General features: G+C 39.2%; 26 protein-coding genes. 19 read left to right on the forward strand and 7 right to left on the reverse strand.

Features of this window, described 5'->3' with window-relative positions; all coding sequences use genetic code 11:
- Positions 1–295 precede the first annotated feature (295 nt).
- The 4 genes from NON16_RS12950 to NON16_RS12965 all read left to right on the forward strand — a co-directional run bounded on the left by NON16_RS12950 (position 296) and on the right by NON16_RS12965 (position 2,598).
- Positions 296–865 carry an EAL domain-containing protein gene (locus tag NON16_RS12950; protein WP_257349564.1) on the forward strand — a complete coding sequence of 190 codons (570 nt, stop codon included), beginning with the start codon at positions 296–298 and terminating at the stop codon, positions 863–865.
- The gene (locus NON16_RS12955; protein WP_257349566.1) at positions 792–1,235 is read left to right on the forward strand and encodes an EAL domain-containing protein; all 444 of its coding nucleotides are present in this window, start codon (positions 792–794) and stop codon (positions 1,233–1,235) included. Before NON16_RS12950 ends, NON16_RS12955 begins: the two co-directional genes overlap by 74 nt.
- A 27-nt stretch (positions 1,236–1,262) precedes the next feature.
- Complete coding sequence (locus tag NON16_RS12960; protein WP_257349568.1) at positions 1,263–1,709, forward strand: DUF86 domain-containing protein; 447 nt, start codon at positions 1,263–1,265, stop codon at positions 1,707–1,709.
- Positions 1,710–1,827: 118 nt separating this feature from the next.
- Entirely contained in the window at positions 1,828–2,598 is a 771-nt protein-coding gene (locus NON16_RS12965; RefSeq protein ID WP_257349570.1) for a TIGR01457 family HAD-type hydrolase, read from the forward strand.
- A 214-nt stretch (positions 2,599–2,812) separates the two neighbouring features.
- Here the strand turns inward: NON16_RS12965 and NON16_RS12970 are convergent, their stop codons facing one another.
- Positions 2,813–3,325 (reverse strand): phosphatidylglycerophosphatase A family protein, encoded by a 513-nt coding sequence (locus NON16_RS12970; RefSeq protein ID WP_257349571.1) that lies wholly within the window; start codon positions 3,323–3,325, stop codon positions 2,813–2,815.
- 322 nt (positions 3,326–3,647) lie between these two features.
- On the opposite strand from NON16_RS12970, the gene yutH reads away from it, so the two are divergent.
- Positions 3,648–4,667, forward strand: coding sequence for a spore coat putative kinase YutH (gene yutH, locus NON16_RS12975; RefSeq protein ID WP_257349572.1), 1,020 nt, complete (start codon positions 3,648–3,650; stop codon positions 4,665–4,667).
- A 116-nt stretch (positions 4,668–4,783) separates the two neighbouring features.
- Positions 4,784–5,764: a 2-hydroxyacid dehydrogenase gene (locus NON16_RS12980; RefSeq protein WP_257349574.1), complete on the forward strand. Its 981-nt coding sequence runs from the start codon at positions 4,784–4,786 to the stop codon at positions 5,762–5,764.
- 345 nt (positions 5,765–6,109) lie between these two features.
- On the opposite strand, the gene NON16_RS12985 is transcribed toward NON16_RS12980, so the two are convergent.
- Complete coding sequence (locus tag NON16_RS12985) at positions 6,110–6,337, reverse strand: NifU family protein (RefSeq protein ID WP_257349575.1); 228 nt, start codon at positions 6,335–6,337, stop codon at positions 6,110–6,112.
- Between the two features lie 120 nt (positions 6,338–6,457).
- Positions 6,458–8,098: an FAD-dependent oxidoreductase gene (locus tag NON16_RS12990; RefSeq protein WP_257349578.1), complete on the reverse strand. Its 1,641-nt coding sequence runs from the start codon at positions 8,096–8,098 to the stop codon at positions 6,458–6,460.
- A 243-nt stretch (positions 8,099–8,341) separates the two neighbouring features.
- Between NON16_RS12990 and NON16_RS12995 the strand changes: the two genes are divergently transcribed.
- The 3 genes from NON16_RS12995 to NON16_RS13005 all read left to right on the forward strand — a co-directional run bounded on the left by NON16_RS12995 (position 8,342) and on the right by NON16_RS13005 (position 9,940).
- Positions 8,342–8,578 carry a YuzB family protein gene (locus NON16_RS12995; RefSeq protein WP_257349579.1) on the forward strand — a complete coding sequence of 79 codons (237 nt, stop codon included), beginning with the start codon at positions 8,342–8,344 and terminating at the stop codon, positions 8,576–8,578.
- 321 nt (positions 8,579–8,899) lie between these two features.
- Positions 8,900–9,022, forward strand: a complete 123-nt coding sequence (locus NON16_RS13000; RefSeq protein ID WP_257349580.1) for a hypothetical protein — start codon at positions 8,900–8,902, stop codon at positions 9,020–9,022.
- Between the two features lie 162 nt (positions 9,023–9,184).
- The gene (locus tag NON16_RS13005) at positions 9,185–9,940 is read left to right on the forward strand and encodes a reverse transcriptase domain-containing protein (RefSeq protein ID WP_257349581.1); all 756 of its coding nucleotides are present in this window, start codon (positions 9,185–9,187) and stop codon (positions 9,938–9,940) included.
- Positions 9,941–9,984: 44 nt separating this feature from the next.
- On the opposite strand, the gene NON16_RS13010 is transcribed toward NON16_RS13005, so the two are convergent.
- The 3 genes from NON16_RS13010 to NON16_RS13020 are packed head-to-tail and all read right to left on the reverse strand — an operon-like array spanning position 9,985 to position 13,199.
- The gene (locus tag NON16_RS13010) at positions 9,985–10,998 is read right to left on the reverse strand and encodes a site-specific integrase (RefSeq protein WP_257349582.1); all 1,014 of its coding nucleotides are present in this window, start codon (positions 10,996–10,998) and stop codon (positions 9,985–9,987) included.
- Complete coding sequence (locus tag NON16_RS13015) at positions 10,985–11,971, reverse strand: tyrosine-type recombinase/integrase (RefSeq protein ID WP_257349584.1); 987 nt, start codon at positions 11,969–11,971, stop codon at positions 10,985–10,987. The genes NON16_RS13010 and NON16_RS13015 overlap by 14 nt, the downstream gene beginning before the upstream one ends.
- Positions 11,964–13,199: a site-specific integrase gene (locus NON16_RS13020; RefSeq protein ID WP_257349585.1), complete on the reverse strand. Its 1,236-nt coding sequence runs from the start codon at positions 13,197–13,199 to the stop codon at positions 11,964–11,966. Before NON16_RS13020 ends, NON16_RS13015 begins: the two co-directional genes overlap by 8 nt.
- A gap of 149 nt (positions 13,200–13,348) precedes the next feature.
- On the opposite strand from NON16_RS13020, the gene NON16_RS13025 reads away from it, so the two are divergent.
- The 6 genes from NON16_RS13025 to erpA all read left to right on the forward strand — a co-directional run bounded on the left by NON16_RS13025 (position 13,349) and on the right by erpA (position 18,143).
- Positions 13,349–13,966: a reverse transcriptase domain-containing protein gene (locus NON16_RS13025; RefSeq protein WP_257349587.1), complete on the forward strand. Its 618-nt coding sequence runs from the start codon at positions 13,349–13,351 to the stop codon at positions 13,964–13,966.
- Positions 13,967–14,839: 873 nt separating this feature from the next.
- Entirely contained in the window at positions 14,840–16,057 is a 1,218-nt protein-coding gene (locus NON16_RS13030) for a NupC/NupG family nucleoside CNT transporter (protein WP_257349589.1), read from the forward strand.
- 230 nt (positions 16,058–16,287) lie between these two features.
- Positions 16,288–16,518 carry a hypothetical protein gene (locus NON16_RS13035; protein WP_257349590.1) on the forward strand — a complete coding sequence of 77 codons (231 nt, stop codon included), beginning with the start codon at positions 16,288–16,290 and terminating at the stop codon, positions 16,516–16,518.
- 18 nt (positions 16,519–16,536) lie between these two features.
- Positions 16,537–17,412 carry a diaminopimelate epimerase gene (gene dapF / locus NON16_RS13040; protein WP_257349592.1) on the forward strand — a complete coding sequence of 292 codons (876 nt, stop codon included), beginning with the start codon at positions 16,537–16,539 and terminating at the stop codon, positions 17,410–17,412.
- A gap of 123 nt (positions 17,413–17,535) precedes the next feature.
- Positions 17,536–17,715 (forward strand): aspartyl-phosphate phosphatase Spo0E family protein, encoded by a 180-nt coding sequence (locus NON16_RS13045; protein WP_257349593.1) that lies wholly within the window; start codon positions 17,536–17,538, stop codon positions 17,713–17,715.
- A gap of 56 nt (positions 17,716–17,771) precedes the next feature.
- Positions 17,772–18,143 (forward strand): iron-sulfur cluster insertion protein ErpA, encoded by a 372-nt coding sequence (gene erpA, locus NON16_RS13050; RefSeq protein WP_372508802.1) that lies wholly within the window; start codon positions 17,772–17,774, stop codon positions 18,141–18,143.
- Between the two features lie 388 nt (positions 18,144–18,531).
- On the opposite strand, the gene NON16_RS13055 is transcribed toward erpA, so the two are convergent.
- Positions 18,532–19,527: an NAD(P)/FAD-dependent oxidoreductase gene (locus NON16_RS13055; RefSeq protein ID WP_257349594.1), complete on the reverse strand. Its 996-nt coding sequence runs from the start codon at positions 19,525–19,527 to the stop codon at positions 18,532–18,534.
- A 412-nt stretch (positions 19,528–19,939) separates the two neighbouring features.
- On the opposite strand from NON16_RS13055, the gene NON16_RS13060 reads away from it, so the two are divergent.
- The 4 genes from NON16_RS13060 to NON16_RS13075 all read left to right on the forward strand — a co-directional run bounded on the left by NON16_RS13060 (position 19,940) and on the right by NON16_RS13075 (position 22,577).
- Entirely contained in the window at positions 19,940–21,139 is a 1,200-nt protein-coding gene (locus NON16_RS13060) for an NAD(P)/FAD-dependent oxidoreductase (RefSeq protein WP_257349595.1), read from the forward strand.
- Positions 21,140–21,334: 195 nt separating this feature from the next.
- Complete coding sequence (locus tag NON16_RS13065; protein ID WP_257349596.1) at positions 21,335–21,817, forward strand: NUDIX hydrolase; 483 nt, start codon at positions 21,335–21,337, stop codon at positions 21,815–21,817.
- Positions 21,818–21,957: 140 nt separating this feature from the next.
- Positions 21,958–22,095, forward strand: a complete 138-nt coding sequence (locus NON16_RS13070; RefSeq protein ID WP_257349598.1) for a YuiA family protein — start codon at positions 21,958–21,960, stop codon at positions 22,093–22,095.
- A 158-nt stretch (positions 22,096–22,253) separates the two neighbouring features.
- Entirely contained in the window at positions 22,254–22,577 is a 324-nt protein-coding gene (locus NON16_RS13075) for a YuiB family protein (protein ID WP_257349600.1), read from the forward strand.
- Positions 22,578–22,723 lie beyond the last annotated feature (146 nt).

Below are 22,723 nucleotides of genomic sequence, written 5' to 3' on the forward strand. Positions count from 1 at the left end.
CTCCCCCTATGTTTTTAATTGCTTTGTTTTTTTAAAAAAATTAGCGCTTTTCCTAAATAAGATGAATAATTCATCGATTAACAATAAGCCGTATAACACATAGCTTTCTATATGATAACAATAATTTGTCGAATAGAAAAATATTATCCGAATGAAAGGATTTCCAATTTTTTATGATAAACTAAAAGTGTACGGAATTGGTGCATGCAAAGGTAGGTGATTGGTTTGTTTACTGAATCGAAAAATCGAATGTTGCAATGGAAGTACCTATTTTCGTCGAATCGAAAGCTAGTGAGTGGACGTAATTAGTATCACTGAACGATACATAAGCGAGATCCAGAAGTATATCACGGCACATCTACACATTCCGGGAAATGAGTTTGAAGGTGATTATTTTCAAGCCGGGTATATGGTGTTGGAACTCAATTCAGAAACCCCGATTCAGTCATTACAAGATACATATCAGAAAGCACTTGCAATGGCGAAAAAGAGTCGCCAAACAAATTATAATCAAATGGTTCACGAAATTAGCGAAATCATCCGTACCGAAAATATCTCACTCCTTTCACAACCGATCATCAATGTAGAGGACCAAACGATCAGCGCAATGGAAGTTCTGACAAGAGGCCCGACTAATAGCCCGTACGAACACCCTTTACATTTGTTTAGTATGGCAAGGCAGACCAACCTTCTATATCCGTTAGAATTGATTGTCATCAAAAAAGCGCTTAACCAAATGGGAGAAACCGATATAACTTTTATTAACACATCACCACAAACGGTCGCCCATAATGATTTTCCTTCTGACATGGATTATATATTTAGCCAATTATCCGTCATTGGATCCTTCGCAATTAGTACTTGAAATAACGGAGTGGGAGTCTGTTCATCAATTCCCTCAGTTAAAAGAAAACTTGAAGAAGTTGCGACGAAAAGGCATACGTATTGCTTTAGATGATACGAGAGCAGGCTATGCAAGTCTAAATTCGATTTCTTTCGTCCTGCCTGATATTATTAAGGTAGATCGCTCATTGATTTCAGATATAAATGGGAATAAACTTAAGGAATCGATGCTGCAGGGATTACTACATATTGCGAAGGAAGCGAATGCATTAGTTGTTGCGGAGGGAATTGAAACCGCGGAAGAGGCATCTGTAATGGAACGGAATGGTGTCCATATGGTTCAAGGTTTCTTTTACGCCCGCCCTAGTTTAATTCCAGTTTCAGTGTTCTAAAGACATCATTAAAGTTAGGTGAATAGTATGTATTTTGTTGACCGAAAGAAAATTGAGGAATTAATTAGTTATCTGGAGACCAATTTACAAATTTTAAAAAATGAACCGTTCGGTGAAAATGCCAAAGAATCTCTCGCACTTGAGCGTCTGGCACATATGATTATAGAAACAATGATTGACACAGGAAATAAAATGATCGATGGATTTATTATGAGAGATCCGGGAAGCTATGAAGACATAATTGATATTCTTGAAGACGAAAAGGTTATCAAGGTAGAAGAAGCGATGGGGTTAAAAAGAGTAATTTCGCTACGTAAAGAACTTGTGCAAAATTATACGAACCTAAATCACAAGCATATAAAATTAGTTTTGAGTGATCATATAAATGAGTTGAACGCATTCCCAGATCGGATTCGTCGGTATTTAACCGAGGAGCTAGGTCCTGTTTCAGCATTTCTACCGAAAAACGATTAAAAGAAAGCTGCCCATTAGGTGGCTTTTTCTCATTTTACATATCTAATGGATCGTGTAAATTATGATGATTTACTGAGTTCTCTTTTGAAGACGTGAATAAGAAAAGGAAGTGTAAGCAATGAAATATGAAGGCTACCTAATCGATTTGGATGGGACGATGTATCGAGGTAAAGAGAGGATTGAAGAGGCTGTTATCTTTGTAAAGGCATTGGAATCCGAAAACATTCCATACCTGTTTGTGACGAACAACTCTTCAAGTACGAGGGAACAAACAGCAAAAAGGCTACAGAAATTTGATGTTCCTGCCACTCCTGACCAAGTATTTACTTCAAGCATGGCAACTGCAGAATATATTGTGCAGCAAAAGCCAAGGTCGAGTGTGTATATGATTGGAGAAGTTGGATTACAGGAAAGCTTGGAGCAAAAAGGCTTGAAGTTGGTAGAGGAAGAAAATCCAGACTATGTTGTGATGGGCATTGATAGAGGTCTGACATACGACAAGCTTTCAAAAGCATGCCTGGCTGTAAGAGGGGGAGCGATTTTCCTTTCTACAAATAAAGATGTTACTTTTCCCACTGATCGTGGATTCGTCCCAGGAAACGGAGCTCTTACCTCAGTTGTTTCTACTTCAACCGGAGTGGATCCCATATTCATTGGTAAGCCTGAGCCAATCATTATGGAACTGGCAATGCAAAAGTTAGGTGTTGCTAAGGAAAAAACTCTAATGATCGGGGATAACTACGATACAGATATTCTAGCGGGTTTAAATGCAGGGTTGGATACATTGCTTGTGCATACAGGTGTGACTTTGGAAAGCGATCTAGTACGTGTTCAGAGGATGCCGACCCATACAATTCAGTCTCTAAATCAATGGAACATTTTGGGGTAAGCGATGTAAATTACTCCTGAACAATACCTCCACAAATTATACTGCAAAAAAGAAAGGCTCCAGCGCCCTGTGTAGCCCAAGAAGGTCAGTTGAAGCGTGGCAGAACACTGAATTACTCCATGTTTATTCCCACGCTGGGCCGAACTTGTTTGGGCCGCCCCTCCTATCTGGCCTTCTAGTGACCTTGTGGCTGCCCCGGGACGCTTGCGCATTTCTATTCGGAATTTGCTTCACTGTGCGCCAGACGACTGGAGGCTGCTGCTGCAATTGCCCCTACGATATCATCGAGGAAAGTATGACACTCTCCGGTTGATTTATCATTTAATTTTTTTAAAATTCCTGGCTTTAATTTATCGATATAGCCATAGTTTGTAAATCCAATTGACCCGTAAATGTTAATGATCGAGAGGGCGATAATTTCATCCACCCCATACAGTCCTTCATCTTTACGTAATATATCCAGTAGAGGTTCTTCAAGATTTCCCTTTTCAGCCAGTACATCTAATTGAATTCCAGTTAAGATTGCATTTTGGACCTCGCGTTTTGCCAACACTCGATCAACATTGTGAAGACAAACCTCCATATCGAGTTCAGGGTGGTAAGGTTTTTGTAGAAAATATACGAGTTCTGCAATATCATTTTCTGTCACACCGCGCTCACTCAACCAATGACGGGCTTTTTGTTCAACGACGTGTTGATCACTTGGCTTTGGTTCTGGTTCATTCATGGAATGCTCCCCTATCTTTAGTATGATTTTGTGCTGGTTTCCTCAAGGACGTGGTATCTTTGATGCTTTCATATGGTGTGAAGTGCTAAGTCGATGTCTGGTAAACATAGATGAATCTAAGCTAAGGCTTGGCGTAACCAGGTTACCTTTAACAAAATGTATAAGTTCTAGGACATGGCAACATCCTTTTTACGCGTTAAGTTCTCTTAGTATATGGTATTTAGGTTATGTTATGAACAAAAAACAAAATTGCGCATATTTGATAAACACTCCTAATGTCTGTGTCATAAACTACTGTTAAAAGGGAGGGGAGGGAGCGCTTTTGTTAGAGCGTGAAATCTATCATTATTATCAATTGTATGTAGATAAACGACTTCGTATTGGGGAATACGAAGGGTTTCGAGCCCATGACAACTACTATATCGTTGTACCTTTACTTAACAGAGATCTTCAAACACTTCAGGATATGCAATATATGGTCAGCTATCTTAATGAACGTGGGGTAAAGGACATTCCGAAATGGATTCCTAACCAAAAAGGGAAATGGATCTCTCGTGTCGAAGGAAATGATATATTCTTGTTGCAATTGCCGAAGTTCGATAGAGAAAAAAGAGGAAGTATTGGCCATCAATTAGCGAGTTTTCATCGAGCCGGTGAACGGATTCCAATCTCTAATCAGGAAAGCTTGCGATATAACGAGTGGGTTCCATTATGGACAGCACGACTTGATCAACTGAAGGAACGATATGAGGAATTAAGGAGAAATGGGTTACAGAGCGAATTTGACTATTTGTTTGTTGACTCATTTCCTTATTATGAAGGGCTAGCCGAGAATGCCATTCAATACATTGTGGATTATGAATGGGATCGGAAAGGGAAAGAAGAGGGTAGTTATACAATAACCCATGAAAGGTTTCACTCAGAATCTTGGGTTCCGATTATAAAAGAGGATCAAATTTATGCGAAAATTCCATTGTTTTGGGTGATTGATCATCCTGTCAGAGATGTGTCTGAATATATTCGTCATATGGTGACACAAGAGGCATCAGGGGGACAGATCTCTGAATTTTTGAGTGATTATACCGAAACGAAACCATTAACCAGAGGAAGCTGGCGGCTTCTATATGGACGCCTGTTGTATCCATCCTCTTATTTTGACACGATCGAGGCTCATTCAACATCCAATCGTTCACATATGAAAACGGATTTAACGAATCGATTAAAATCTTTGTTATCATTGGAAGAAAATCATGAATCGTTTATGAAAAACTTTTTTTCCATAAGCGGAGTACCAGTAGAACACGTCAGTATTGAGCCTGTTGGTTGGCTAACGAAAACTTGAACAGAGATCACTTTTGAAAAAGAAAACAATTATTAATCAAGTGTGTAAGAGAGGTGTCTGGTTCTTTGGTGTGAATCAGTCACCTGTTATACATATTAGTACAGGAGGAAGTAAACATGGACAATCCCTATGTATTTATTACGAGAAAAATTCCAAATGAAATTCTTACCGAGCTAAAAGAACTGGCCGAGGTTTCCATGTGGGAGTATGACGATAAGCCTGTATCGAGAGAGCGTCTTCTGGAAGAGGCGCAGAAAGCTACAGCATTACTAACAATGTTATCAGACCCAGTAGATAAAGCGTTAATGGACCATGCACCTAAGCTAAAAGTGATTGCGAATCTTGCAGTCGGTTATGACAATATCGATATTGAGGCAGCAACGAATGCGGAAATAGTAATCTGCAATACACCAGATGTGTTGACAGATACAACAGCAGACCTTGCTTTTGGATTGTTAATGGCAACTGCACGGAAAATTACAGAGGCTGAACGCTTTATTCGAGATGGCAAATGGGTAAATTGGAGTCCGTTCCTTTTAGCTGGGTATGACATTCACCACAAAACAATCGGAATCGTTGGAATGGGTAGAATCGGTGAAACGGTAGCGAGAAGAGCAACTGGATTTGAAATGAACATTCAATACTACAATCGCTCACGTAAAAAAACTGCTGAAGAGAGTTTAGGGGCTTCTTATGTAAGTTTTGATGACCTTCTTCGAACTTCGGACTTTGTCGTCAACTTAACACCCTTGACAGCAGAAACGAAGGGATTATTTAATTACGAAGCTTTTCAAAAAATGAAAAAGGATGCAATTTTTATTAATGTAGGAAGGGGAGGTTCTGTTGTTGAGAAGGATTTAGTTGCAGCACTTGAAAACAAAGAAATTGTTGCAGCAGGTTTAGATGTATTTACCGAGGAACCGATCTCCGCTTCAGACCCATTGCTGAGTCACCCAAATACAGTTTGTCTACCACATATAGGGAGCTCCAGCATTGAAACTCGGATGGAAATGTGTCGCTTGGCCGTACGAAATATTGTTAAGGTAGTAAAAGGTGAGGAACCTGAAACTCCGGTTAATAAAAGAGCATTTCGTTAAATTCTAACGTTACTTTCAGGGCGGAAGGGGTGTAATCAACAGTTCGTAACAGAACTTTTTTGAGTTCACCGCTTTTTAGGTTAGTGGCTCAAGCGCTTACTAAGAAGAAAAAAGAGCTCTTCACCATACTGAGTGGGAGGTAACATTCCGCGGCAAAATCCACTTTATCGCGGCAAATCACCCGGGTTCCAGTGCAAACGACCTTTTCACTGCTATTTTCTGGTGAAGAACCGGGAAAAAATAATCTTAAACGGTGTTAAGGACGTTTTTAGTTTTCTTAACGTGCAAAAAAGGCAATCGCTACGAAAGCGTAGCAATTGCCTTGCTATTTCTATTTATATATATTTAGAATACTTGTTCTAGTTCGGTTACACCAGGTACTTCTTCCAGTAGAGCACGTTCAATACCTGCTTTAAGTGTGATTGTTGAACTGGGGCAGCTACCGCATGCTCCCATTAATCGAACTTTCACGATCCCGTCTTCGATGTCTACGAGCTCAACGTCGCCACCGTCCCGAAGCAGGAATGGACGTAATTTATCAAGAACCTCTTCTACTTGTCCGCGCATTTCCATTCTATCTACCCCTTTCTTACTTCCTATTATAATCATTTTAATCGAAAAATGCTATTGTTAAAAGCTGAAAAAGCGGATGTATTTTTACACATTAAGAAAGGTACAACAAAATAGTTATCCTTATGAACCATGGTGCTTATACATCCAAAGTATCCCTGATTTTAATAATCGCGGGACCCTTCCAGTCAACGCTGTGCTGCCCATTAATCCAAAGCCATGCTTTTTCCCAAGTGATCCGAGTACACCTTTCAACTTAATTTTCGGCAGTTCATTTAACGGTGCATCTTTCCATAGCTTTAACAGGACTTCAACAATTTGATCACCTTGACCTTCAGCTAACTGTGCGCTTGGTGCATGGGGCAAGCTTGCACAATCTCCAACTATAAAAACGTGCTCGTCATTCGGTAAATGGTGATGAGGAGAAAGGACGACTCTTCCGGAATCATCTTTTTCTACATCCAATTCACGAATGATTCGACTTGGTTGAATTCCGGCCGTCCACACGATGGCATCGCATGTAACTGCTTCATCGTTATTGTACAGTGTATTAGGCTCAACCTTCGTAATGTTCGACTTGTTGACGACAACGACACCGTGTTCAATGAACCAGTTTTGGACATAATTGCTTAGTCTTTTTGGGAAGGCAGAAAGAATTGTTTCACCACGATCGAATAGTTTAATCGTTAGGTCAGGACGGCTTTCACGCAGTTCACTTGCTAGTTCTACTCCACTTAAACCTCCACCAACAACACCTACCACGCCTTGAGGCGGTAGGTTGTTCAATACTTGATACGTTTCCCGTGATTTATCAATTGTTTGGATGCTCAATGTATGCTCGGGTGCACCAGGTACTCCGTGATATTTATCTTCACAACCAAGTCCTACGATCAGATCATCGTATTCAATGAAATCCTTATTATCAAAATGGATCTGTTTTCTTTCTAAATCAATGCTGGCTATTTCACCATATTTTACAATGACCCTCGAGTCTTCTGGAAAACTCACCCGGATATGTTGATCTGAAATCGTTCCAGCAGCAAGAGCATAATATTCTGTTTTTAAACAATGGTAAGGAAGACGATCAACAAGTGTAATTTGAACATCCGACGGTAAATCCGAAGAATCAAGCAAACCATTAATAATCTTCATTCCACCATAACCTGCACCTAAGATGACGAGTTTTTTCATTCTGTCATTTCCCCTTTTTTCTTGAAATCCTTTTATGCTAAAATCCAATAATGACATGAAACGATTGATGAGAACATCTTTCGAATCTCCTTCTGTTGAAGTAGACAAAACATAATGGAAATGGCTGTTACATATGACTGCTCCACGTTCTATATGAACCTCTTTCTCAAGTTCTCCTCTTAGTATTGCGCGATTTAGAATCTCAATCCAACATCTTGTTAAAGGGCTTTCCATTTTTAAAAATGTGGCCCATAAATCACGGGTGAATTCAGAATCCAGATCGTAGTATGCCAATAAATGCCTTACAATACTTTCTAATTGCTTATTCATTGGTTGTGATAGTATATACCCCTTATTGATAAGGATAGAAAGGGAATGTAATCGTTCTTCCGCAATATGGTGCATGAGTGCTTCTTTAGTTGGAAAGTAATTGAAGAATGTCCCTTTTGCAATGCGAGCTTTAGTTGTAATTTCCTTTACACTCGTGTTTGCATACCCTTTTTCATAAAATAATTCTAACGCAGCTTTTACAATTCGTTCTTCAGTAATAGTCCGTTTTTGCTCACGGGTCAAATACCGCATCTCCTTTGGTGACCGTGGTCATTTTTAGTATATCGAAAATGTGACAAATCTACAACAATCGTTATAAAGGAACATTGTAAATTCGATTCTTGATTTAAATCAAGTCCGAATATCCCCTAAACAGAGGATGTAGCAAAAACGATTTGTTGTAAACATTCGACAACAAAAAGTGCAACAGGTTGACGGGTAAGGATTTGAGGTTGTAGGATAGGATTGGAAAGAAGGTGGTTGAACATGAGACCGATCATCGAATTTTGTGTGAGTAATCTTGCAAATGGTTCCCAACGTGCAAGAGAAATACTTGACAGGGATCCGAATTTAGATGTAATTGAATATGGTTGTCTGGGGAACTGTGGTCTATGTTTTCGATCGCCTTACGCATTGGTAAACGGTGAACACGTATCCGCAGAAACGCCAGACGAACTTGTCGATAACATATATGAGTATTTAGAGGAAAACCCGATGTTTTAAGAACAAAACAAATTCGATATTTGTATATTCTGTATGTCTACCACAGTTGATGAAACTGTGGTTTTTTTGCACGTTGCGTGCCCAGCAAGCCGTTAATTGCTCGTTGGTGAAAGTCCAATCTGAGTAAGTGCCAAGACGCTCAGTAGCTGACAGACAGCTGGTGGAGAAATCCTAAGGTTGAAGCTCTGTGACAAAGCGTTTCCTAATGAAATGCGAGCGAATCAACAGACCGTAACATCAAGTGAATCCTGCCGCCTCGTCAATTACACCCCTCAAAAGAGGACAAATGGAAGTCGAGCCTAGAGCGTGGAGGCGAAGACCATGGACGGTGTGAAGAACTTGGAGACAACACTTAAGAATCCATCGGGGTATAGGGAGCGGTATGTTGAGAAAGTAGATAACGGAACTGGGGATATCCTCCTCATCACTTTCATGGGAAAGTAAAGCAGAAGCCTATAAGTGATCAACGAAATGGCGGATGGATGAGAGGGAGTCGGAGGGGGTCATAGTACCAATGATGACAACGACAACACAACGTTGTCTAGGGAAGGACGGCACAATGCCAATACCCTACTTTGTTCACATGTTAGAAGGAGGTAAGAGTCAGTGAATGCCAAGAAAATGGCTAACGACACCAACAAAGTAAAAGCTCAAGAACTCTGGAAAACATTATACCTTGGTGCCAAGGAAAGTCCAACTCGCAGGTTTCATGCGTTATATGACAAAATCTATCGTCCTGATATTCTATGGGAAGCATGGGAACGAGTAAAGCGAAAGAAAGGCAGTGGCGGTGTAGACGGGCAGACGGTTGAGAAAATCGTAATGGAATACGGAGAGAAGACATTCATGAATGAACTCTACTTGGAGCTAAAAGAGAAGATCTTTAACCCCAGCCCTGTCTTAAGAACCTACATTCCGAAAGATAATGGAAAGAAACGCCCACTAGGAATTCCAACGATTAAAGACCGAGTCGCCCAAATGGCAACAAAAATGGTGATCGAACCCATTTTTGAAGCTGACTTTCAAGAGTGCTCATTTGGATTCCGACCGAAACGCAATGCCAAACAAGCCATGGCAAAGATAAAGAAAGCGAGTAAGAAGTGTTTTTGGGTAGTCGACGTCGATATCCAAGGGTACTTTGACAACATCAACCAAGAGAAGTTGATGAAACTTGTCGAACAACGAATCAATGACCGTAGAGTCTTGAAGTTGATTCGTAAATGGCTAAAATCAGGCATTATGGAAGAAGGAAAAGTAAGGAATCCGATCACCGGTACTCCCCAGGGTGGATTATGCGAAGCTTTGCATAATCCACCTTATGCAAAGTACAATATTATGCAAAGTAATCAACTAAAACCCTAAGTTTATGGGATATTAATCCGATTTACTTTGCATAATATCTAATTTTATTTCAATTCAGCAAGCCATGAAAGTAGTTCTTTATCCTTGCTCCAGTCAGGAATGTTATTGTCAATGATATCTGGATAGACATTTTCAATTGCTTTCCTTTTCATTTCAGTATCTGCCCTAGCGTAAACTTCGGTTGTTTTTATATCAACATGCCCTAAAAAATCACGAATGTATATTAGATTTACACCAGCTTGGAGTAAGTGCATTGCCTTACTATGACGAAACATATGTGGAGATACATGTTCAGGGATTGATCGTGATAAAGGTTTTGCCATGGTTACATATTTATTCAATATATAGGCAATTCCCTCTTTTGTCAGCTTGTTGTGTTGGTTATTAACAAACAAAGGATATTGATTTTTCCACTGTTTAGATAAATCATTCTCTATTAAATAGCTTTGTAGTAAAGCAACTGTGTTCTTCATTAAAGGAACTCTTCTAACTTTATTTCCTTTACCAGTTAATACGATTACCTCAGGAGATTCAAGGAAGACATCGCAAATCTTGATATCAATTAGCTCCTGAACTCTGGCTCCTGTATCATAAAGCACGCTTAACAGCGTTAAGTCTCGTCTTCCTTTTGCAGAATATTTGTTAGGTTGTTGGAGTATCAACTTAACTGCTTCAGGAGAAAGGTGGCCTACTACTGGTTTCTCGGATTTTTTGACGGGAATAGAAATCACTTTTTGAAAATGGTAGATACCGGAAGGTTCTTCCCCTTGGACAAACCGAAAAAATGAATGGATTGAGGCTAATCTCTGGTTTCTGGTTGAGATACTGCATTTCCTCTCAGATTCCAGCCAGTTCAGGAAATCAGTAATTAATTCAGCTGAGAGTGTATCCATACTGATGTGTTCTATTGAAATACCTCTGACATCTTGAGAGTACTTCAAAAGAAGTTTGAACGTGTCACGGTAAGCAAGTATTGTATTCTTACTTGCATTTTTTCGTCCTGATAAATAGTTTGTAAAAAAATCAGTAAGATATTTAGCAAAATTAGTTGGATTCATAGGTGTCACCAGCTAATTCAGGAATCAAATCTGAATATATTGTCTCAAGTTTCAATGTGATTTCCGGAAATACATCAGCTGTTAGCCTAAGGTAGTAAGCTGTTTCGGCAAACGAATCATGACCTAGATAGACTCTGAGTATTGGAAGATAGACCATAAGGTCTTTTCCTTGGATAGACCATTTTTTTAGACAATGAACCGCAAACGAATGGCGGAAATCATGTATACGTGGACCAAAACCCCTACCTCCGTGTGAAATACCAGCGTTCCATAAGAATTTACGGAAATTCTTGTAAATATTCCCGAGTGTCATAGGTCTGTTTTCACTCATTGGAAAGTAGAAGTTTTCTCCACTAGAATGAAGATGTACCTGTTTTGAAAATTCACGACAACGTTCCGTGATTTCATCTGTCATCGCTACCAATCTACTATTATCTTTCTTTGAATTGTTAATAGTCAGAATACCGCTAGCTAAGTCAACATCCTCTACTTTGAGTAGACGTGCTTCAGATATTCTTAAGCCACAAGAATATATTATTCTGAAAAGGACAGGCATAATTAAATGACGGTATGGACTTTGAGAACTATATTTGCATTTATCCGTTTCATGAAAGAATCTCTTCAGTTCATCCCCTGTATATATATGAGGTACATAAGGTTCTCCAGATTTGAAATAACTCTTTGGAAGGATATAAGTGTCTACTCCAATGTTATCCAAGAATCTCCCGAACTGTCGGATTAGTGAAGCACGTGAGCATAAATTTTCCTGTTTTTCATAGGATTTTTTCGTACACCAGTCCATAACTATATCTTTCGATAGGTGTTTCGATGAACTGTATTTTCCCATTGTGAAGGTATCAAATCGCTTTAAATGTTTTGCTTCTGTAAGGTACTTATAGCCAAGCGACTGTTTTAGTTCTATAAATTCTTGGATATATAACTTAAATGGTCCATAGTAGTGATATTTATTCATAAACAGTATCCTCCTGTAAATCCAGAGGACATTCTTTCAGTTTTTCAATATCTACTTTCAAATAAACAGCTGTTGATTCCGTATTAACATGGCCAAGAATTTCTGATATAGCAGGGAGTGGTGTATCTTTTTCAAGTAGCATACTTGCCAAAGTGTGACGAAGGGAGTGCATTCCAACCTTTTTCTTACCCTTTGGAATATGTGCCATTTTCATATATTTAGCTATAATTTGGTGCAAATGATCTTCCTCAGAAAACGGAAGAAAGGGTGCAAGATGTCTAATAAAGACATATGAACTATCAACCTTCGGTCGTCCATATCTTAAATAATCGATTACAGCCCACCCAACATCCTGTGTTAAAGGCAGGGATAAGATGGTTCTAGTTTTTGATTGGACAAAAACCAGTTGTTTGTCCTCCCAACGGAAGTTCTCCAAGGTAAGTTTCTTGATATCACTACAGCGTAGGCCAAGGCGTGAAACTAAGAATATAATGGCATAATCTCGTTTCCCTGTAGGATTACCTCTGTCGATTGCGGCGATTAGCTTTTTAAAATTTTCTTCCGACCAGACAGAAGGAATTCTCGTCTGCTTTCTGGCCTGTATCATAGGGACCTTCAAAGAATAATCGTTGTCAGTAAGACCATTCAAATATAAAAATTTAAATAGTGCTCGAAGAGAACACAATATTTGTTCCACTGTTTTGTAGCTATATCCAGCTAGGGTTTTAATATAGTTGTTGATTACAGCAAGGTTAATCTCACTACAAGATCCTAAGGACTGGGAGTCAACAAAGTCTAAGAATTTTGCAGCTTGTTTAGAATAGTGACCGATGGTCACAACAGAATAATCCCTGTCTATACAGTAACGTTTGAAATTATTAATAACCTCAATAAAGTATGGATTATGAAGTATTTCTTTGTGCTTATAATATCTACGCAAAATTGTCCCATGTAGTTGAAAATCTCCCAACATTCGAATGACCCTTAGGTTCTGTACTTCGCTTTGGGTAAGTGTCCCATCAAAATCTTTTTCAAGGATATTGAAACACGTTTCAATAAAGTTGATTCCAAGGCGTTCCGTATAATAAAGTTCACCACAAGTATCCGCAAACTCAAGAAGCATCTTCCACCGTCTTTTATAGAAATTCATGCTTCCTTTGGTATATCCCAATCTTAGAAGTTCCTGTTCAAGATCAATCATTAGTTCCTTTAAAACTTTCTTTTGCATTACTATTTCTCCTAACCTTAAAAATTTGAAAACCAAGTTTTCTAATTTTAAGGTTGAGATATTATGCAAAGTAAAACAATTAAAACTTTAACAAATATAAGGAATTGTATGAGTTACTTAGCATAATAACTTTCTTTGCATAAGGTGGAGTGATTTCTCCCCTTCTAGCCAACATCTATTTAAACACGATGGATAAGCTGTGGGAAAAGAAATTCAAACACCTTGGTGAACTGGTTCGATATGCGGATGACTTTGTCGTGATGTGCAAAACGAAGAAACAAGCACTAGAAAGCATACAGGTGATTCGGTCGATCATGGGAAGACTCGACCTTTCGATTAATCGAGATAAATCAAGACTGGTTAACATCTGGAATGACACAGATGGGTTTGATTTTCTAGGCTTTCACAATCGAAAGTTTCCAAGACGTAAAAAAGGTGGAAAGACGTTCTATGTGATGTGGCACATACCCAAAAAGGGCGCAATGAAGAAAATGCGTGCAAAGATTAAAGCCTATCTTGAACCAAGAAAGAGGTTATACATGGATATTCAAGAAGTGGTGAAAGGGCTGAATAAGAAATTACACGGATTTAAGAACTACTATCTCCTTTCATCGTTTTCTAAGAGATGGCTAAATCGAATTGATTGGTATGTGATAGAGCGACTTAACCTGTTCAACAACAAGAAAAGGAACAAACGCAAGAAACATGGAAATGTCAATGAGGTAAGAAAAGAAATGGGTCCTATTCTGGTTAAACTAGCGAGTTAGATACCGTAAAGTCAAAGGAAGAAGAACATCGGAAAGCCGTATGAGGGAGAACCTCACGTACGGTTTGATGAGGAGGAGCTGAAAGTAAAAGAGAAAGCCAAGACTACTTAGCTTTCTCTTTGAAATCAGTTTCTTACTCTACAAGAAAGTATAAAATTTTGCTGCATAGATGTAATGTCCAGCTCCAACGCCCAGGTACTCGAGGTCGCTTCGATTCTTCCGCAAACACAAAAAGCGTGTTGTGCTGCAGAATCTCCAGCGCTTGCACTCGCAAGCATAAGCGCAACTTAGGCAATCGCCTTCGCTATGCTTGGCGCTGACCTAGTTTTCTTTATCATACCTGAACAGGGCGTTTACGCTTTTCTTAATTGAACATAACCAAAGCAATCAAGCTTTCGATACGATTTACAAGATTATGGATACATTTCAGTTGGAGAAGGAAACCTAACACTTAAAGAGGTTGTTCAAAAAGTCCGGGGAAATGCTAACGAAGAAAGCTTCCCCGGTGCAAGGCAGCAATGAGGTCTTCAAGTTAGTAGCCTTCCTCGAGATTTTCACGCCTCGGGCTCACAGGATGTGAGTCAGTTCAACGTTGTCACAGGAAGTGACGATTTTAGTTGAACTTCAGAAATTTCGGCTCTTTTTGTCCTCCTTTTGAACACGCACTTAAATGCTTTTAAAATGGCAGGATGAAAAAAGAATCCTAAATTTGGATAAGATTGCTTTTATAAAAGTAGAAAAATGTCTTGAGTTTTTATGGAATTCTGTTACATTTAGTAATGGTGAAACGTTAGATGTCAGACAACCGTACCTCGACATATAAAGAAAGCGTTTTCGTTATTTAAATTAAAACTTTTAGGGGAGTGAACACATATGCAATATTTGTGGGGGATTGCAGGAATTTTCACAATTCTACTTATTGCGTTTCTAATTTCGAACAACAAGAAGGGAATTAATTTACCAACGATTCTAGGTGGACTGGCTATTCAGATTGGTTTTGCTTTTCTCGTTTTAAAATGGGATGCAGGTCAAGCAGGAATAGCGTGGCTTTCTAGTCGTGTTCAGAACATTGTTAACTATGCCAATGAAGGAATTAAGTTCTTATTCGGGGGACTTGTTGCTGAAGATAGTGGACTTGGCTTCATTTTTGCTTTCCAAGTATTGACGATCATTATCTTTTTCTCATCTTTAATCGCAGTTCTATATTACCTCGGAATTATGCAGTGGATCATTCGAATTATTGGTGGGGCTATTTCGAAATTGCTAGGAACGAGTAAAGCGGAATCACTTTCTGCAACTGCAAACATTTTTGTTGGACAAACAGAGGCACCACTTGTAATTCGACCTTACCTTCCTAAAATGACAAACTCGGAACTCTTTGCAGTCATGGTTGGAGGACTTGCTTCAGTAGCTGGTTCTGTATTGATTGGTTACAGCTTGCTTGGTGTACCACTTGAATATTTATTAGCAGCAAGCTTTATGGCAGCACCAGCAGGATTAATTATGGCAAAAATTATTATCCCAGAAACAGAAGAATCTGAGACAGCAGGACAAATTAAAATGGAAAAAGACACAGATACCGTCAACGTGATCGATGCTGCGGCTCGTGGTGCATCGGATGGGTTGAAGCTTGCACTAAACGTAGGTGCGATGTTACTCGCGTTTATCGCACTAATCGCGATGCTAAACGGACTGTTAAGCTGGATCGGTGACTGGTTTGGCTTCGAGTCGCTAACACTTGAATTAATCCTTGGTTATGTATTTGCACCGCTTGCATTTATCATCGGTGTACCGTGGGATGAAGCTGTTCGAGCCGGTAACTTTATCGGGCAAAAGCTCGTACTGAATGAATTCGTAGCATTCTCTTCATTTGGACCGGAAATTCCTGAGCTAAAAGATAAGACAGTTGCAGTTGTCAGCTTTGCCCTTTGTGGATTTGCGAACCTCTCCTCTTTAGCAATTTTACTCGGTGGTCTTGGTGGAATCGCTCCTAATCGACGCGGGGATATTGCTCGCTTAGGTGTAAAAGCCATTATTGCTGGATCCCTTGCAAACATGTTAAGTGCAGCAATTGCAGGTATGCTCATCTAATAAAGGTTTTAGTAGAAGGTGGCTTTCAAGTCACCTTCTTTTTTATACTATAGAAAGTATAAAAAATACTTTCTATAGTATAAGCGCACTACGGCGATCACCTGCTCTAAGGCTTGGCGCAAGCCAAGTTTTATTGAACATTTTGTCACAGTATGAGTGTTTCCATTGTCAGGAAACGGAAAGGTGATTATACTAAGAAAATATAGAAGAAAAAGGTAAGGGGGTAAAACATGTCTTCATTTCGAACTACATGGCCCTATGAACGGATAATGAAGGACATTTATATTCAACAATGTCCGTATTGTGATGGAGAAAATATATTGACTTCTTTAAAAGAAGAAGATTTAGATAATGCAAAAGAAGGCATCAAAACATATTTAATTATGCCTTGTTGTCATTCGAAAATGACCATATTAAAAGCAGATGAGGATTATTTTTGGACGACGGAACAATTGCGGTGAATGGAGGAGAGTTGAGTAATGAAGCAAATTAACTTTACGAAAATGCATGGACTCGGAAATACCTATATCTATGTAAATCTTTTTCGAGAAACGATAGATGAGAAAACTCTTCCATCACTTGCTATTGACGTGTCAAACCCTCATACAGGGATTGGGTCAGATGGGCTCATACTAATTGGTCCATCTGAAAAGGCAGACGTGAAAATGCGTATTTTTAATAATGATGGTTCCGAGGCGAAAAATTGTGGAAACGGGATTCGTTGTGTGGCTAAATATGCTTACGAACATCGGATAGTGAACAAGACTACCTTTGCTGTCGAAACGCTAGGAGGAAATGTCCAAGCCACTGTTTTTCCTGAAAATGATGATGTAAAGATGGTCACAGTGAACATGGGGGAACCCCGCTTAAAAAGGTCTGATTTACCGATGTCAGGGGATCCGGATGCACGTATTATAAACGAAGAACTCGATATCGATCTACCGGAAACCATGAACCAATGCTGGAAAATGACCGGTGTATCGATGGGGAATCCGCATGCTGTTTTTTTTATAGAAGAGATTGATGAAGCCCCAGTGCAAACCTTCGGAACGTTTTTAGAAAAAAACCGAATTTTTCCAGAAGGGGTTAACGTTGAATTCGTCGAAGTAATTAACCGGAAAGAAATGCATTTTCGAGTTTGGGAACGTGGCTCGGGAATCACGCAAGCATGCGGAACAGGTGCATGTGCCGCTGTTGTTGCCGCTGTCCTTAATGAAAAAGCGGATCAAGAACAAGAAATCACCGTGCATTTATTGGGTGGTGACTTGCAAATTAAGTGGGCAGAGCAAGGTGACGTTTTGATGACTGGCCCTGCTGTCACCATTTGTGAAGGACATTACTATTATAACTATTAGTTAGGGTTTAAGTATTCAATAAAAAGCAACTTGTACGATATAAAAAAAAGAAACTGACTAAATGATCAGTCGTTGATATGGGAAGTACTCAACGATTACTCGTCAGTGCTCCAGGAGTGGACGATGATTAAGACATCGAATAGGGAACTGTTCAAAAAATATAATGAACAAATTGAAAGTTTGCGCAGTGAGATGGTTCGTACCGCGAGACTATTAGGGTTGAATCACCCGAAGGTATTGTATTATAGCCAAGAGATTGATCGAAGGCATAATGACCTATTGCGATTAAAACAAAACGTCTGAAGGAAATCGAGAAGGTTGAGCTTCACTTTGTTGCACTGTATACTAAGAGTAAGAGTATGAAAGGAGTGATACACGTGATCACTATCACAGAATCTGCTGCCAATCAAATTAAGGAAATGATGGCTGCTGAAGATGAGAAAAGCGTTTATCTTCGTGTTGGAGTTCAAGGTGGAGGCTGCAGCGGTCTTTCATATGGCATGGGCTTCGATTCCGAAGTACAGGAAAATGATACTAAATTTGACCAGCAGGGGATTGAAATCGTTGTTGACCCTGAAAGCAAGAAAATCCTTGAAGGTGTGGTCATTGACTATAAGCAAAACATGATGGGCGGAGGCTTCACCATCGACAATCCGAATGCGATCGCATCATGCGGTTGTGGCTCATCGTTTAAGACAGCTACAAATGCTGGTACTCCTGAGGAATGTTAAAGTTAATAGCTATTAGGGGTTAAGAAGGACTCATTCCTTAATGGAGTGGGTCTTTTTAGTGTTCTTAAATAGATAGGAGTTGTATTTTTTTAAAAAAATAATTTAATGCAATAACAGTAATGAAAAGTCCATAGTTCCGGTCATACTACTTATTGAAAGGAGTTGATCGCTAACATGGGTGACAAAACAGCACGTGACCGTAAAATTACGAATATCAATTACTTAACGTATGGAATCGTCTTGGGCGTTCCAATCCTCTGTTTAATCATATATATGATTTATATCTCTATGTGACAAAAATTGGAAAGCGATGCACTCGCTTAAGGTGTAATAATAAACCTGAGCGGATACTTAAGCTTTTTTCTCCACTCAGGTTATTAAAATGTTTTTAAAACAAGCTTGTACTGTGTTTTGGTTGAACTTTTGCGTTTGGATCGATGTATGACTTTGCATTGTTAATGGCTGTTGGTGCTTCACCGAATCCTGTAGCAATTAGCTTAACTTTGCCCTCATACGTACAAATGTCTCCTGCTGCGTAGATACCCGGGATGTTCGTTTCCATTCGTGAATTGACTATGATTGAATTTTTCTGGATGTCGATACCCCACTCTTTTATTGGACCGAGTGATGAAATAAATCCGTAGTTGACGATTACAGAATCACATTCAATTACTTCTTCTTCTGTTTCACCTTTACCTTGCTGCAGTACAACCTTATTAACTCCTTCATGATCACCAATCAGTTCTTTAATTTGATAAGGTGTCTTAATGCTAACTTTAGAACCCATTAATTGTTCGACACTGTGTTCGTGAGCACGAAACTTTTCTCTCCGATGTGTTAACGTTACTTCTTGTGCAAGGGGCTCTAGCATGTTTGCCCAGTCTACGGCAGAATCTCCTCCGCCACAAATCACTACCTTTTGACCGGCAAATGCGTTGATGTCATTTACAAAGTAATGAAGGTTATTTCCTTCAAAATCTTTGGCATTATCATGTTCTAATCGACGTGGTTGAAATGCTCCTACTCCAGCGGTAATGATGACAGCTTTCGAATAATGCACTTCTTTATCCGTCGTTAGTTTAAAAACATTGTCTTCCTGTTTGTCGACCTTTTGAACGGATTGCTCCAAGGCGACCGTCGGATGAAACTGAAACGCTTGTTCTTTTAAATTGTCAACCAGATCCTGTGCGAGTACCTTTGGAAATCCTGCTACATCATATATGTATTTTTCAGGATATAGAGCCGCTAATTGGCCACCCAATTGAGGCATACTTTCGATAATTTTCACCTTAAGCTGCCTCATGCCTCCATAAAATGCGGTGAACAACCCAGTTGGGCCACCGCCGATGATTGTTACGTCGTAGACATCGTGTTGCTCGGACATATGTATTACACCCCCAGATTACTGTTCCCTTTATTATAATCTTAATAAGGAATGAAGAAAAGGGAAAAACTATTCTATGTAAGGTTATTCAAAAAGTTCGGTAAAAATAGCTGTCGAATTTCCTCGTTATTCGGGCTCTCTGGTCCAAAGTAAGAGCATTTGCACCTGCGCCTACAAATTCATCTTCGTAGAAAGCTTTTTTGAACAAACATATCAAGTTTCAACTAAAAAGTTCTCGTGATTGGGTTGAAAAGTATTGAAAAAACGATTATGATTAATTGCGGAACAAAATGTATAATTTGCGATATTTTACGTCTGAGTACGTGAAATACGTAACAAACTTTTCGGAATTATTTGAACATATTTTTTATCCGAATATAACTATTTTATAAAAAAAGGTGGATGGGATCATATGAGCAGACCTCGTATTGTTATTCTAGGTGCTGGGTACGGTGGAATTATGACAGCTACTCGTTTGACGAAAGAATTAGGTTTGAACGAAGCTGAAATTACGCTTGTTAATAAGCATAATTATCACTATCAAACAACATGGCTACATGAGCCAGCGGCAGGTACATTGCATCACGATCATACACGTATGCCGATAAAAGACGTGATTGACTCTAATCGAATTCATTTTGTACAGGACACAGTGCTTTCGATTGATGACGCAACCAAAACAGTAAAGCTTGAAAATGGAGAGCTAAATTATGACTACCTCGTAATTGGTCTTGGTTTTGAATCGGAAACATTTGGTATTCCTGGAGTTAAAGATTATGCGTTCAACATTCGCAGTGTGAATACAGTGCGAAAGATTCGCGAACATATTGAGTATTTATTCGCAAGCTACAACAACGAACCCAATCCTGCTGATAGCATGCTAACGATTGTAGTTGCTGGTGCAGGATTTACAGGGATTGAGTTCATTGGTGAAATGGCTGAACGAATTCCTGAGCTTTGTGCTGAATTTGATGTACCGCGTGAAAAGGTTCGTCTAATCTGTGCAGAAGCTGCTCCTACTGTCCTTCCTGGTTTTGATGAGGAGTTAGTGGAGTATGCAGTTAACTTACTTGAGCAAAAGAGTGTTGAATTCAAGCTCAGCACACCAATCAAGGAAGTGACAGAAGAAGGTGTTATCCTTGAAAACGAGGAAATCAAGGCAGACACAATTGTTTGGACTACAGGAATTCGTGGGAATTCAATTGTTGAAAATTCTGGATTTGAAACAATGAGAGGTCGTGTAAAGGTTGATAAAGACCTACGTGCTCCTGGTAAAGACCATGTCTTCATTGTTGGAGATTGTGCATTAATTATCAATGAAGAAATAAATCGACCATTCCCTCCAACAGCTCAGATTGCGATCCAGCAAGCTTATACAGTTGGACGTAACCTAAAGGCGCTTATTAACGGTGGAAAGACGGAAACGTTTACACCGGAAATCAAAGGTACAGTTGCTTCTCTTGGTAAGGGTGAAGCAATCGGTAAGGTTGGAAACAAGAAATTATACGGTGCAACAGCTGCTGCCATGAAAAAAATCATTGATAACCGTTATCTCTTCTTACTCGGTGGCATTCCTTTAGTTGTAAAGAAGGGTAAACTTAAGCTGTTTTAAATAATGACTATAGATGGATGAATCATAAATTTTATAGATGATCAGTATAGTGACTCATTTTGGGTTGGACTTCTTTGTTAAAATAACATTTGTACGTTCGAAATGTTGGAGAAGATCGACCTTTGAATGGGTCATTTTTTTTTATAAAAAATGTGGTTGCTTATACTTAATTAATAGTCGAATGGAGGAGAAAGTATGGGAAAAAGGCCAAATGTGTGGTTGGCTGTATCTGGAATTGTTGAGGATAATGACCGGTGGCTAGTTGTAAAAAAGAACTATGGTGGATTAAAAGGAAAATGGTCGTTTCCAGCAGGGTTTGTTGAAGAAGGGGAAACCATCGATGAAGCGGTGAAAAGAGAAGTACTTGAGGAAACGGGGATTATTGCTGAGGTCACTGGAGTTGCAGGGATTCGTTCGGGTGTCATTAAGCAATCCATCAGTGATAATATGATAGTTTTTAAATTGAAGGTTGTAGGTGGAGAGCTTCAGGCACAAGAAGAGGAAATCTCCGAAGCTTGTTTTCAGTCGACACAGTCGTTATTAAATGACCCGGACTCTTCCTTAATGATTCCCTACTTTCTTGGAGATTCAGCAAATCAAGAAAGATTTTCAGTACAAGATCTCAATCCTGGCAATCACTTTGGATATTCAAAATATAAAATCTTCAACTTGTATTAAAATTGTTTGAAAAACAGAAAATAAATGAGGAAGAGCTTGTTGTATCCGTTTACATGAACGCACAGGGACTAATATCAGATTTTTCAAACAACTCGAAAACTGATATATTATCTGAAAATTCTATAAAAGAGGTGACTAACATGAATCAAAAGCAAAAACTAGGCAATCCTCGTACAGAAACTTGTCAGTATTGTAAGGGAACAGGATACCATCAGTTACTTCTAGGTGGCTCAGAAACCTGTGATCACTGTGGAGGAAGTGGGCGTAAACACACTTAAGAGAGACGAGGTTATCAGGTCCCTTCACCGTGTGAAGATATAAAAAGGTGAACTCTTTATGAACACTTGAGTTTTGGCGGTTACCCCCTTTCATTAGTCATTGACGCTTATGGTTGAAATAAAGTAAACTAGTCAATGGATAAAAAGGGGTGACCATTATGCCGTTAACTATTCCGACGTTGATCATTTCCATGTTGTTATTTATGGTATTGTTCTTTGGAATCGGCTTTTTGTTAAATATGTTACTGCGTATGACTTGGATTATGGCCATTATATATCCAATCGTTGTAATTACGATCGTTGACGATGTGCAGTTTTTTCAGTATTTTGCAGAACCAGGTGTTACATTTCCTAAACTCGCCGATAGTTTTGTTCTTTTGCATTTTTCAGATATAATCGTGCTTATTTTCGGACTCCTAGGTGCTATTCTCTCTGGAGTAGCTATTAAAATGCTCAGAGTTCGAGGATACCAGATGTTTTGAATTTAATAATGAAAGAGGATTGGCTCATTTTGAGTCAGTCCTCTTTTTACTTTAAGGGTGTCACGTTTTAATAGTCAGTATATTCCGAACCCTCTCGCCTGCCATGAATAATTGTTGGTTATTTTGGAAAGGATTAGGCATGAGAG

It is taken from the genome of Pseudalkalibacillus decolorationis (assembly GCF_024609785.1).
Classification (GTDB): Bacteria; Bacillota; Bacilli; order Bacillales; family Fictibacillaceae; genus Pseudalkalibacillus; species Pseudalkalibacillus decolorationis.